Source organism: Streptomyces sp. NBC_01237 (assembly GCF_035917275.1).
Lineage (GTDB): Bacteria > Actinomycetota > Actinomycetes > Streptomycetales > Streptomycetaceae > Streptomyces.
The window spans coordinates 67,760-81,294 of sequence record NZ_CP108510.1 but is presented as its reverse complement, the minus strand read 5'-3'; the positions used below and the strand labels follow the sequence as shown (position 1 = coordinate 81,294).

The following is a 13,535-nucleotide window of genomic DNA, read 5'->3' as shown; positions in this document are numbered from 1 at the left end:
TGAGGCCGGCACGGTCAACGACCCGGAGAGGGTGCGATGTTCGACACCGAAGGCGTGGGCGTCTTCGGCAGGACCGCCCGTCACGGTCACGGGCTCACGCCGGCCGGGAAGAACGTCTTCGACAAGCCGATGCCCAACAGCGAACCCAGGCTGCGGGCCGTCTTCGACAAGCTCAAAGACAAGTTCGGCACGGTGCTGGTGATCGTGGACCAGCCCGCGTCCATCGGTGCCTTGCCGCTGACCGTGGCCCGCGACGCGGGCTGCGAGGTCGTTTGATCTGTATCCGGGCGAGGCGAAAACGGACGCGAAGGACGCGGCGGTGATCGCGGACGCCGCCCGGACGATGCCCCACACCCTGCGTTCGCTGGAGCTGACCGACGAGAGCACCACCGAGCTCACGGTCCTGACCGGCTTCGACCAGGACCTCGCCGCCGAGGCCACCCGCACCTCCAACCGGATACGCGGCCTGCTCACCCAGTTCCACCCGTCGCTGGAGTGCGCCGCCGGAAACGACGTGCGGCGGCGATGCCAGAAAAACGACGTTGACCGGGCCGGCCGACGCTCCGAGCACCCGGAGCATCCGGACCGCCTCGCATCGTCACTGTCTTCGAGGAGGCCATCGGCTCGACGTCCTCGCCGAGGCCGACGGCGGTAACTTCACTCTTTCGGGGGACGAACCCGCGCACCTCGAATCTGACAAGAGCCCTGACTGCTCATCACGTGGACTCGGTTCGGAGAGTGCTGGGAGGCCGGAGCGCTGAGTCGGAGTAGTTATCGTTCATTGAGACATTGATTTTCATGTACTTTTTCCCAGAGAACACCCAGTACTGCTTGGGCTCGCCCGGCACCGGAATCGCTGCGTCGATTCCGGTGGAGAAACCCTCTTGTGAGCCAATACTTCCTTCCCAACCGTCAGAAATTGACTGGTGCACCTCAGGCGTACCTCCTACCTTTCCCTTGCCATGCAGCCTGATCAGAACGTAATTGTTGCCCGAGAACACCCAGGCCTTGTTCTCGCTGCCGGGCACTGGCATCACCGCATCGATGCTAGTGAACCCTTTGAAAGCCTCGGCCCAGTCGCTGATGGAGTTGGGGATGGGGTCGGAAATCATCTTGTCCGCGTATCTGTCTTTGGGGGATACCTCAATGCGGATGTACTGGTCCTTGGAGAACACCCAGTACTGATTGGGCTCCTCCGGAACGTGCAGTACGGCGTCGATTCCCTCCTGGAACCCCTTTACCGCCCCAATGGTTTTTCCCCATTCGCTCAGTTTGGTGGGGGGCTTCAGAACCTCATACACGGGGTATTTCGCATCCGCAGTGGAAGAAATCCTGACCCGGAGGTAGCGGTCTTCGGTGAACAGCCAGTAGTCGGATACAACCTGATGCGGTTTGGCAGGCGGCACCGGCATGACCGCGTCGATCCTCATCTTGCCGCTCGGTAATTCGAAGGCTGGCTTGCTGGAGTCGGCCCCACTCCGGGCTTCCTTGGGCCACAGGGCCCAGGTCCCGCCTCCGGCTGCAACCCCGGCGAAGGAGAGCGCGGTCAGCACACGGCGTCGACTCATTCTCAAATCAGCCGGTTGGGCCTGAGAGCGTGGTGTCCCCGGCAGGGGCTCCGAGGCAGGGCGGGGAAACACGGCAGGGGCGTCGGAGTTGCTGTTCGCTCTGTCCGCAGCTTCGGCCGCTGCCAGCAGACGCTCCCCGCGTCTCCGCATTCTCTGCCGGTCGCCCAAAGGGACCAGGCTGGTGATGACGCTGTCCAGCAGATCACGGGAGACCAGCCTGCGGCCATTGAGGAGTTCATTCCACTGGCCTTTGCTGGGGCTGTTCGGGAAGGCATTTTCCAGCTCGCGTACGGGCCGGCCGCCCGTACACTCCAACAGCCATCGCGCGAGCTCGACGCGCTCGGGAGTGACCGCCCTGACCGTACCTCGCTTTCGTGGCGGCCGGGAGAACCGCGGTTGGGCAGACTGCGCCGACCGGGAGGGTTCCTCTTCGTGCATGTTGCCCTTCCCTCTGTTTCTCTGTCCGGATTTAACGTCGTGACCTGCGCGGACATACATGGAAATGGATGGACCCGGAGGGACATCACATCACCAACGCACTCCGGTCTTCCACCTGTTCGGCGAACTTGCAAGGCGACCATGATGCGAAAGGTTTCGAACGGCTGAATCACCTTCCCTTCTTCGCAGCAGGCCCGTCACGGCCCTCGGCGTAGTGGCCGCCGGAGCACCGCTGCGGCAACCTGACTGCCCTGGGCCAGTGAGCGGATCGCGGCGATCTTCTCCCGCGGTGACACCGAAGTCTCGACCTGGTTCCCCACGTATTGGCGGGGCATCATCCAGTGTCCACCGGGTTTGCCCTCAGACGGGGTTGAGGGTCACGGCGAACCGCTTCTCCTGGTTCTCGATGAAGGCCAAGGTCCGGTGAACGGCGCAGGAGACACCCTGCTGACGGCGGTTCCAGCCAGCCGCGTCAGCGTCGCGGTCACCGACCACTCCGTATCGCCCGGCACCTCGCCGCCCGCAGTTCCCGGTCCACCTCGCCCACACCGCTGGCCGCTGCTTCCGAGGATCGTCACGGGGTTGTCCCTGCGCGGTAAAACAGCCCCCAGTGTTCCGTAGTCAGGCAAGTACATTGGGCAGTCCGGCCGGGTGGAGGTGCCCTGTGTCCCAGTCGGAGAACTTGGCCGGAACTCCCCGCGCTCATCGGCCGGAGGCGAACTCGGACTCGACGGAACCTGACCGTGCTGTACGGCTTGCTGTACGGCCGGGGGTATGTCGAAACCGGTGACGATCCGGGTCGATGACCAGTTGCGTGCCCTGCTGAAGGAGCGTGCGGAGGCGGAGGGGACCACGGTGACCGCACTTATCAGCCGGGCCGCGCACGACGCGGTCCGCGACCCCCGCCTTGCTGTTGCACAGTCATGGAGCTCCCTGAGTCATCGGAATGGACCTCAGACCCGTAAGGACCGCCTGTGCGTGCACACCAGCCATGTGCAGAGGTGTGCACCTCCGTCTGCGAGCACGGCCACTTCCTTGCTCTGACCGAACCGTATGGGCCCCACGGACTTCAACGGGACCCATGTCCACTCAGGACGCTCACCGTCTCAGGGGAACCTTTCCGCCCACCAGACCAACGAACCCACCCCTGATCGAAACATGCGTGCAGGAAGCATTCTCGCAAGGCGTGTTGCGGACGGCGCCATGCGCCTGCCTGCAGGACCCGTTCCAGAATTCCGGAACGGACCGCCCTGGGCAGCTGCGGTGGCACCGCGATGGCCGAGGGATGTGGTGGCACCGCGTGGTGGCCGAGGGACGCGGGGATGCGGGCGAGGATCGAAGGTGCGGGCAGCGGCCCGGGGCGCGCCCACTCTGGCGGGTGCACCGCATCATCGATGGTCCAGGCAGTCCTCGTCCATCATTGCGCTTCAGCGTGAGGTGGGAAAGGCTCACTGGTGGTGCGCAACCGGTGTCACGGAGCGTGTGCGTACTCGGATACCCAATCACCGCAAGTAACGATGTTGATTCGAAACATTGAGATGATGCCGTTGAGGATCTTCTCGCACATCTCGCTCATAGGATCTCCTCGTGCTCATAGGGCACTTGGCATTGGTTTCGCGACTCTCCCACGTACCTCGTGTGGCGCATCTGTCGCGCCTCAAGGATGAGCCGCATCGGAGGGGACTGCTGTGTTTTCAACTTTTCCAACATCCGTCACGCCCGCGCGGGGGACCGCCGGTCGCCGGATAGCCGCAACGGCGGCCACGGTCGGACTACTGGTCCTGGGATCCCTTGCCGGGGCCAACAGCGCCTCGGCTGACGGGGAGGACACGCACCACCAGGGTGGTGCGGTGGCCACTCTGGACGGACTGAAGACGTTCGACTCGGCCCGTCTCGACATCGGTGACGGTAAGACAAAGAACATCTCCGCAGGACTGTTCGAGATGAGTGTCGAGGGCGGCGGTCGACTGCAGACGTACTGCATCGACATCCACAACCCGACTCAGAGCAAGGCGAAGTACCTTGAGACCCCGTGGGGTCAGACGTCGCTCGGCGTGAACAAGGACGCCGGAAAGATCCTCTGGATCCTCCGGAACTCGTACCCGCAGGCCGCCGATCTGGGAGCGCTCGCCCAGAAGGCGGGCGCCGGGGAGCTCACCTCCAAGACGGCCGCCGCCGGTACGCAGGTCGCCATCTGGCGGATCTCGGACGGGGTAAAGGTCGAGGCCAAGAACGAACAGGCCGAGAAGCTTGCGGACTGGCTCGAGTCTCAGGCCCAGAACCTTCAGGAGCCGAAGACCTCTCTGACGCTGGAGCCGAACGCGGTATCCGGCAAGTCAGGAGACAAGCTCGGTCCTGTGACGGTGCGCACCGATGCTGACCAGGTCTCCGTCGCTGCCAACGCCGACGGCCTGGCGGCAGGGGTCAAGGTGACCGACAAGAACGGTCAGCCCGTCACGTCGGCCGTCAATGGCACAGAGTTGTACTTCGATGTGCCCGCAGGCACGGCCGACGGCAGGGCCTCGCTCACGACCAAGGCGACCACACAGGTTCCGGTCGGCCGGGCGTTCGCGAGCGCGAGCAAGAGCCAGACACAGATCCTGGCCGGGTCCACCGAATCCACGATCACTGCGGAAGCAACGGTGAACTGGGCTTCGAAGGGTGCTATCCCCTCGGTTACGGCCGAGAAGAACTGCAGCGCGGGCGGCATTGACGTCAAGGCCGCCAACGAGGGCGACGCCCCCTTCACCTTCGAACTCGGCGGTGTCAAGCACACGGTCGGTGCAGGCGAGACGAAGACCGTGACAGTACCGGTCGGCGAGGACGAGGCGTACGACTTCACCGTCGTCGGCCCCAACGGCTTCTCTGAGCGTTTCCAGGGCGTCCTGGACTGCGAAACTCAAGGCACTCCTGCCCCGGGCACGGGCGGTGGCGGGGAGACCCCGTCTTCCAGCCCGAGCCCCACTCCGGTCAATGACACGGCGGGCGGCACGACCGGTGGCAGCGGTGACCTCGCGGAGACCGGCGGCTCCAGCGCCACACCGATGATCGCAGGCGTAGCAGCGGCCTTCGTGGCCGCAGGCGGGGCGGCGGTATACATCCTGCGCAGGAAGAAGACTGCCGGTCAGTAGCTGACGGACAGTTAACAGACAGGCCCGGCACGCCCATGCGTGCCGGGCCCGTCGCATTCAGGTTGTCATCGAGATCCCATATTTCGCGGAGGGACTGCTGCAGGGTTGGGTGACACCTGACCTGGCTTGCTGAGAGGTGGCTGTGTCGGCTTGTTCGGGGTTCTGGCACACATTCCGTGAGAGCGGTGGACGAGCTTCCTCTGATCGGCAGACTGGAGCGATACGGAGAGAGCGTGGCCAGGATCCATGCAGTCCGGCTCGGCGCGACGGTCGGTGCAGTCGTTGCCGCTCCGGTTCTGTTGGTGGTCGGCACTCCGCTGCTGCGCTGTATGTAGCGTCGCTACCACCGCGAGGACGGCCCCAGGCTTGTGAGCAAAGAGGACGGTTGGGTAAGTCCGGGGGTATTTCGTCGTCACCAACGTGGTTGGTCGAGCCCTCTGCCGGCCGTCGGAGTACGTACTCCGACGGCTTCGTCCTACCTGGGCAGGCCATCACCGGGCGGCGGTGAGAAGTACCCGTCCGCGGAGGAGCGGGAGTTCGGCGCGGCCGAGCATCTGGTGCTTGACCATTCTGATGTGGTTGACCCGGTCTTCGGCGGGGCCGAGTTCCCGTGGCTCGTCAGGCCCTGGACGACGGCGCCCCAGCCCGTTTTCCCAGGCTGGTGGCGAAAGAGTGGCGGCCGGGAAGTCTCTTGGCTCGCGTGCTGACCACCCAGTCCTTCAGATGCTGACCGGTGCGGGTTGTGAGTATCGCAGCCAAGCCGCGGACTGGACGGTGGGCCGCCGCGAGCTCCGGGCAACGGGTAAGGACTTCGGCCAGCATCTCTTCCCTCGCTTTCCGAGAGCGTCGGTCGGGGTGACGCACGATCCCCCCGGTGACTTGTCGGAGTCCTGGTGGCGCGGGCCGGACGACATGGATCCGACGTCGGCGTTGTGGCCGCAGATAGTCGCAAATGATCTGGTGACTGCCGTGCGGGCCGAGACCCTGGAGCTCGGAGTGGAGATGGATCGCGTTGGTGACTCCGTCTGCCCAGCGTTCGTCCAGGTGGGACTTGTAGGGGCGAGCCGGCTGGGCCGTGATTGCCGCCGGCCGCCGAGTAACTTCTCGGGGGTTGCCGCGCGGGCGCATCGGCGGACCGTGTTCCCCCACGTGTGTGCCAGAACCGAGAGGTGAAGTGGCTCGTTTGTCCGGATGCATGCGGGTCCTGGTCCTACCGGTGGGAGGCTTTCAACATCGCCTATGGTTCAGCCCCGTTGGATGTGTTCCTGACCGTGCCGTCGCACCGTGTTGACGAGCGAGGATCCCTCAGATGACCTCCGCGGAATCTTGAACCTTCAGGGCCGCACCACGTAGTCGGGCCCGATACGGCAGTCCCTCAGCCGGTGTTGGCCCGTTCTGCTGGGGCTTTGGTCCGGGCCCGACGACAGGAGTCGGTTCCGGTTTCGATGATGTTGCCGCCGAAGCTGAGGCGGTCGATGATGGCCGCGCAGAGCCGCCTGGGGGCGGTGAACGTCTTCGTCCGGATGTGAGGCAAGGATGTTGCGCTGACCGGCCGCGGATATCGCTCGGCCGGCGGCAGCACTGTCTCCGCGAGCCGCGCCGGATACGCCATCTTCGGTCTGGTCGATGTCTTCCACGACCTGGCCAGTTGGCCCCGGACCTGAACCTTACACAGCTGGGACAGCTGCGGATGGCACCACTCGGAGTTCCACAACGGACCCGCCCGCATCCGCGGCCGTCGGCACTGTGTCCTCTCTGTTCTACAGGATGCGCCACCTTATGCAGGCGTGACGTCACATCAGTCATGAGGCCGCTGAACCGGACAAAATGTGGCTATGTGGCGATTTTCTCTAAGCCAAAGAGCCGAGAGAGGGTGAAATGTTGCATCTCGTTTTAAATCCACGGTGGACATATCGCATTGAGGTTGGTTTGAGGGCTATCTCCTTCAATGCTCTCCATGGGAGGGAGGGGTGGGCGAAGCCCAAGGTCGGGACCGCTGTTGGCCCGTGAAGATCCGTCACGCTTTACGTGGAGGACATGAGATCATCCTGTGAAGATCAATTCGCATGTAGCACAAGGAGTAAGCGTGATAGGCCCGTTTCGGGGAGAAAGACGGAGATCCGTCCCATCCTCCAGACCTTTCTTGTCCCCTCCGTCGATGCAACGTTGGCGCCCGGTAGCTGCGGCGTTGACGCTGTTGATGACTGCTGAGGTGGCTGCGGTCGTCACGACTGGGCAAACGGCCTTTGCAGTTGAGCTGCAGGGGGTCCAGCAGGCAGCCGAGCGCAAAAAGGATGTGGGCCCGGCGACGGCGGACTCGCTGGCGGCGGCCCGGTTGAAGGCAAAGATCCAGAAGCGTCGGATCGAGGCGCTGGACGAGCGAACCGAGACCTCGTCAGTCTTTGTGAACGCTGACGGCTCGGTGACGGAGGACGCGTACGCCGGTCCCGTCCGGTTCCGGGACGATCAGGGCTCTTGGCAGGATGTCGATGTCTCGTTGCAGAGGATGGCGGACGGATCGGTCGCCGCGAAGGGGCACCCGCACGGCCTGCGCCTCGGCGGCAGGAGCGCGGCACCCAGGGGACTGAAGAACACTGGGGAGAAGACGGCCGAGGCGGGTACGCCGCTGGTGTCGCTGGACGGCCGTACCGGGCAGCGGATTCAGCTGGGTTGGTACGGGGCTCTGCCCACGCCCGCCATCGAAGGTGCCGAGAACAACGTCGCCCGGTACAAGGACGCATTGCCCGCGACGGACCTGCTGATCGAGTCCACCCGTACCGGCTACGAGCAGTTCCTGGAGCTCAAGAGCCGTTCTGCTGTTGATGCGAAGGGCGCGATCGCCTACAGCCTCAAGGCCAAGGGGCTGGAGGCGAAGGCGCACAAGGACGGTTCGGTTTCCTTCGCTGACGCCAAGGGCAAGTCGGTGGGTGTGCTGCCCGCTCCGGTGATGTGGGACGCGAAGACGGACAAGAAGTCCGGCGAGCGCACCCACACGGCCCCGGTGGACGTGAAGGTCGCGCAGAGCGGCGACACCGTCACCCTGACGCTGACCCCGGACGCGAAGTTCCTGGCGGACGCTTCCACTCAGTTCCCGGTGACCATTGACCCGGCGATCAACGTGGGTGCGAGCTTCGACACCTTCGTCCAGCAGGGCTACACCACCGGTCAGTCCGCCTCGACGGACCTGAAGATCGGTAACAACGGCACCTCGCAGGTGGCGCGTTCGTTCCTGTCCTTCCCCATGAAGAACATCACGGGCAAGCAGATCACGGCCGCCAAGCTGAACCTGTTCGCGTACCACTCGTGGTCCTGCACGGCCAAGGGCTGGGAGGTGTGGTCCACCGGGGCCGCGAATGCCTCCACCCTCTGGACGAATCAGCCGAGCTGGGGCACGCTGTACGGCTCCAGCACACAGACCAAGGGCTTCTCCAGCGCCTGCAACGACGGCTGGGTGAACGCCGATGTCACCTCCTTGGCCAAGTCATGGGCGGGGAACGGCAACGGCACCAACTCTCTGGGCGTACGGGCCACCGAAGAGTCCGACCCCTACGGGTGGAAGCGGTTCAACTCCGGGAACGCCGCGGTCAACACTCCGTATATGTCGGTCACCTATAACTCGATCCCTGGCGTGCCGACGCTTATAGCTCCCGTCGACCGGGCCTCGGCGTCCTCGGGCACCCCGGCGCTGTCGGCGAAGGCTCTGGACGGGGACGGCTCCCAGGTCACCCTCAGCTACGAGGTATGGGCTGCCGACGGCAGTGCAGCGCTGCGGACCGGCAATGTGTCGGCGGCATCGGGCGCGCAGGCGACCTGGACGCCGACCGCACTGGCGACCGGTGCCTACAAGTGGCGGGTGCGAGCCGGCGACGGCTCGGCCAACAGCGCGTGGTCAGCCTTCCGCACTCTGACCGTGGACACCACCGCGCCGGCCGCGACGTCCGTGTCCTCCACCGACTTCCCCGCCAATCAGTGGTCGGGCAGCCCGAACGGCAACGGCGACTTCACCGGATCCTTCACCCTCACCCCGCCGTCGTCGGACGTGAAGGAGGTGCAGTGGAAGCTGGACGGCGGTTCCTGGCAGTCGATTGCCACCAGCGGCTCTGCGGTGACGGCGAAGCCGTCGTTCCGCGCAGGCAAGCACACGCTGACAGCCCGCACCAAGGACGCGGCTGGCAACGTCTCGGCCGACAAGACCTTTGTCTTCTACGCCGGCTCGGGCGCGGCCCTGCTCGCCCCGAATGAGGGTGATCGGTCGGCTCGGCGGACCGAGTTGGCGGCTCTGGGCAAGAGCACCGACACAGGGGTGCGCTATCAGTACCGCCGTGGCGAGACCGACACCTGGAAGGACGTCCCGGTCGCCGACGTACGTCGCAAGGCCGATGGAAGTACTCTGCCGTCCTGGCCCGCGAAGGTCACCACCGGTACGCCCGAGGCTCTGACCTGGAACATCACCGACACGTTCAGCGAGGACGGCCCGGTCGATGTCCGTGCGGTCTTCACCGACGGCACCAGCACCGACGCCTCTCCTGCCAGCACCGTCACAGTGGACCGCGACGCAGGTGCGGCACCGAGCGAAGCCGTGGGACCGGGCACGGTGAACACTCTGACGGGTAACTTCACGCTGTCAGCTACTGACGCTTCAGGCTTTTCCCTGAGCGCGACCCGCATGGCCTCTTCACGCACACCCGACGAGGGTGGCCGGCAGGAAGGCCAGGCGGCGATCTTCGGTCCGCAGTGGACGGCCGGCACGATCGCGGAAACGTCCGGTAGCAACTGGACATTCCTCCGCAAGACTTCCTCGACCTCGGTTGCCGTGGTGGCCGCCGATGGAACGGAAACCGGGTTCACCGCGACCACCAACGGTGGTTGGAAGCCCGAACCCGGAGCCGAAGATCTCACGCTCACCGGGAAGACCACCGAGTCGTTCACTCTGCGGGAGAGCGACGGAGCCACTGCTGTATTCGCCAAGGTCGGCGCGTCCTTCGACACCTGGCAGCTGTCGAGCACCTCTCTGCCCACCAGTGACTCCACCACTACGGTGTCCTCCGACACGGTCACCGTGAACGGCAAGCCTTTGGCGCGCCCCAAGTACGTGATCTCCCCCAGTTCCGCCGTGTCGGCAGCCACCTGCGCAAGTGCTCCCTCCACCAAGGGATGCCGGATTCTGGAGTACCAGTACGCCGCTGCGACCACCGCGTCCGGTTCGACCTTGGGTGACTTCACCGGTCAGGTGAATCGCATTCGTCTGTGGAACACGGTCCCCGGTGCTTCCACGGCAACGTCCACTGTCGTCTCCCAGTACGCCTACGACGAGTCGGGCCGGCTGCGCGAGCAGTGGGATCCGCGGATCAGCCCGGCGCTGAAGACTGCCTACACCTATGACAGCGCGGGCCGCGTGCTCACCCAGACTCCGCCTGGCGAGCTGCCGTGGACCTTCGCCTACGGCAAGGCCGGCGCGGCCACTGTCGCCGGCAACGGCATGCTCCTGTCCGCCTCTCGTCCCACTCTGAAGGCGGGAAGCAAGGACGAGGTGGACGGCGGCAAGGCCACTACTTCCCTGGTGTACGACGTCGCGCTCTCCGGAGCGAAGGCTCCGAATCAGGTCGCTGTTTCCGACACCAGGACCTGGGCACAGTACGACGCCGCCGCTGACGCAACAGCAGTCTTCCCCGCTGACCAGGTACCGGCTTCCCACACGGGAAGCGACCTGAGCGCAGGCGACTACGGCAAGGCGACGGTCATTTACACCAACGCCTCCGGTCTCCCGGTCAACACCGGTCTGCCGGGCAGGCACCTGACCACCACCCAGTACGACCGACTCGGCAACACCGTATTCGAACTGAGCGCGACCAACCGTGAGCTTGCTCTGGGCAACGCCGACTACCAGGTGAACACCCAGAAGGAACTGGGGATTTTCGCCGACTCCCCAGCCGAACGCGCACAGCAACTCGCCTCGGTCTCGGTGTACACGGCTGACGGTGCCAGGCTGGTGGAAGAGTACGAACCGCTGCATCTGGTGACCCTGACGAAGGGCCTCAAGGGCGACAGCGACAGCCCCGACCTCACAGCCGGAACCCAGATCGCGGCCCGCTCCCATACCGTCACCCGGTATGACGAGGGCAGGCCTGCCGACGGCAGCGCACGCATCGCCGACCAGCCCACCACTACGTCTGTCGGGGCATTCGTCGACGGATACCCGACCGATGGCGATATACGTACCACCGCAATGACCTACGACTGGGCCAAGGGTCTGCGCCTCAAGGAGATCACCGACCCCGACGGCCTGCAGCTGACCCGCGCCACGGAATACGACGCACAGGGACGTGTCGTCAAGACCACACTGCCCAAGTCGAGCGGAGCCGACGCGGGAGCGAAGGTCACCACTTACTGGTCCGGCACGGGCACCGGTGCCTGTGCAGGCCGCCCGGAGTGGGCGGACCTGCCCTGCTCCACCGGCCCGGCAGGCAAGATCACCGGTGGAGCAGGCAACCCGGACGAACTCGCCACGTCAAAGTTCGAGTACGACCGGTGGGGCAACCCCGCCAAGACTGTCGAGGTCGCCAACGGCACCACTCGTACGAGCGTCACCACGTACGACGCGGCCGGCCGCCTGAAGCAGGGGCAGATCACCGGTGGCTCCGGCACCGCTGTCCCGGACACGTCGATCACCTACGACTCCGGCAACGGATCCGTGGCGACCCTCACCGATGGCGCCAGCGCGATCCGCCGCACCAACGACAAGCTCGGCCGTGAGATCTCCTACAACGACGGCGCCGGCAACGTCACCAACACCCAGTACGACAGCCGGGACCGGGTCATCCGGAGTGCGAACTCCGTCCCCTCGGAGACGTCCTACACCTACGACAACCCCGCGGGACTGCCGACCCGTGCTCATGACTCGGTCATGGGCAGCATCGGCGACATCACGGCCTCCTACGACTCCGACGGCCGCCTCTACAAGCAGAAGCTGCCCTGGAACATGGACGTCGAGTTCAACCTCGACCCCACGGGAGCCGAGACCTCGCGCTACTGGCACTGGGAATCCGGCTGGACCGTCCAGGGGGAGTCTCTCAGCAAGAACATTCACGACCAGGTCGTGAACCGCACAACGTACACCGGAGGCGGCGCCTACCAGGAGTACACCTACGACGCGGCCGGCCGCCTCACACGTACCGACGATTCGCAGGTCGGCGTCACGACTCACCGCGCCTACGCCTTCGACAACAACAGCAACCGGAAGTCCCTGACCACCACCGTCGATGATGTCGATGGCGGCGCACCTGAGACCAGGACGGTCTCTTCGTCCTACGACAGCGCTGACAGGCTCATTGCCGATGGCACCGTCTACGACGCCTTCGGCCGTACCACCGCACAGGCCGGCGGCGCGGCGTACAGCTACTACAACAACGATCTGGTCCGTCAGATCACTGCCGGCGGAAAGCGCACCACGTACGATCTGGACGCAGTCGGGCGCCCCTCTTCCTTCATGGTCGAGGAACAGGACGAGAATGCGGCCTGGAGCACCACCGGAACCAAGAAGAACCACTACGGAGCGGACGCGGACAGCCCTGAGTGGACCGCCGAGGGCGGCAGCGAGATCAGCCGAAACCTCAAGGACCTTGCCGGCGACCTGATTGCCACCACGAGCGCCGACGGCAACGTGATTCTTCAGCTCGCCACCATCCACGGTGACATCACCACTCAGATTCCGCTGGCCGACTCCACCACCCCTGTGGTCAACAGCTACGACGAATTCGGCAACCTGCTCCCCGGGACGGACCCGGCCCGTTACGGCTGGCTCGGCGGGAAGCAGCGGTCTGCTGAGACCCCCAACGGCGTCACGCTCATGGGCGTGCGCCTCTACGATTCGACCACTGGAAGATTCCTTTCCGTGGACCCGATTTACGGGGGAAATGCCAACGCCTATGAGTACTGCGGCGGCGACCCCATCAACTGCTACGACCTCGATGGCAGGAAGAAGCAGAAGAAGCCTCGCTCCTGCGGGTTCTGGTGCAGTGTTTTCACCACTGGTATCGGAGCGATTGTCGGTGCGGTGTGCGCACCATTCGCTGGTCCGATCATCTGTGGAGCCGTCGGGGGCGGAATCAGTGGCTTCGCGCGGTACTGGTACACGCACCACGGAGGGCACGGATTCACTACGCGTGGTGCCCTTAAAGCAGTCCTCGTCGGGGCCGCAATCGGCGGGTTCGGCGGAACAGTAGGAAAGCTGATCAAGAAGATCGGCGGAAAGGTTTTCCGGGGATACGGTGACCGAGGGTCGGTCAAGGCATGGGACAAATTCGTCAAGGCGATGTAAGGAACTCCATGTCTCAATCCAGGCGACACGGTGCTTCACTTGCAAGTCGCCTCGGAGAAAGATCGACTGGTGAGATGCCCG

The 13,535-nt window shown here is 64.9% G+C and carries 5 protein-coding genes and 2 pseudogenes; 4 read left to right on the top strand and 3 right to left on the bottom strand.

The window, feature by feature from the left end; all coding sequences use genetic code 11:
* Nucleotides 1–36 precede the first annotated feature (36 nt).
* Nucleotides 37–508 (top strand): annotated as a pseudogene (locus tag OG251_RS43540) (IS110 family transposase); the annotation flags it as partial.
* A gap of 208 nt (nucleotides 509–716) precedes the next feature.
* Here OG251_RS43540 and OG251_RS43535 read toward each other — a convergent pair.
* Both OG251_RS43535 and OG251_RS43530 read right to left on the bottom strand, forming a co-directional pair.
* Nucleotides 717–2,006: a hypothetical protein gene (locus OG251_RS43535; RefSeq protein ID WP_326682836.1), complete on the bottom strand. Its 1,290-nt coding sequence runs from the start codon at nucleotides 2,004–2,006 to the stop codon at nucleotides 717–719.
* Between the two features lie 197 nt (nucleotides 2,007–2,203).
* On the bottom strand, nucleotides 2,204–2,341 hold the full coding sequence (locus tag OG251_RS43530) for a DUF6192 family protein (RefSeq protein WP_326683027.1): 138 nt from the start codon (nucleotides 2,339–2,341) through the stop codon (nucleotides 2,204–2,206).
* 439 nt (nucleotides 2,342–2,780) lie between these two features.
* Between OG251_RS43530 and OG251_RS43525 the strand changes: the two genes are divergently transcribed.
* The gene (locus OG251_RS43525; RefSeq protein ID WP_326682835.1) at nucleotides 2,781–3,050 is read left to right on the top strand and encodes a CopG family transcriptional regulator; all 270 of its coding nucleotides are present in this window, start codon (nucleotides 2,781–2,783) and stop codon (nucleotides 3,048–3,050) included.
* A 644-nt stretch (nucleotides 3,051–3,694) separates the two neighbouring features.
* The gene (locus OG251_RS43520) at nucleotides 3,695–5,137 is read left to right on the top strand and encodes a Cys-Gln thioester bond-forming surface protein (RefSeq protein ID WP_385898751.1); all 1,443 of its coding nucleotides are present in this window, start codon (nucleotides 3,695–3,697) and stop codon (nucleotides 5,135–5,137) included.
* 1,375 nt (nucleotides 5,138–6,512) lie between these two features.
* On the opposite strand, the pseudogene OG251_RS43515 reads toward OG251_RS43520, so the two are convergent.
* A pseudogene (locus OG251_RS43515) lies at nucleotides 6,513–6,656 on the bottom strand (IS21-like element helper ATPase IstB); the annotation flags it as partial.
* 777 nt (nucleotides 6,657–7,433) lie between these two features.
* Here OG251_RS43515 and OG251_RS43510 point away from each other — a divergent pair.
* A complete protein-coding gene (locus tag OG251_RS43510; protein WP_326682834.1) occupies nucleotides 7,434–13,454 on the top strand; it encodes a DNRLRE domain-containing protein in 6,021 nt (2,006 codons plus the stop codon).
* Nucleotides 13,455–13,535: the final 81 nt, after the last annotated feature.

Bases quoted from the DNA above. Each gene is read 5' to 3' on its own strand.
- OG251_RS43530 (WP_326683027.1), bottom strand. From the start codon at position 2,341: ATGCCCCGCCAATACGTGGGGAACCAGGTCGAGACTTCGGTGTCACCG.
- OG251_RS43535 (WP_326682836.1), bottom strand. From the start codon at position 2,006: ATGCACGAAGAGGAACCCTCCCGGTCGGCGCAGTCTGCCCAACCGCGG.
- OG251_RS43525 (WP_326682835.1), top strand. From the start codon at position 2,781: ATGTCGAAACCGGTGACGATCCGGGTCGATGACCAGTTGCGTGCCCTG.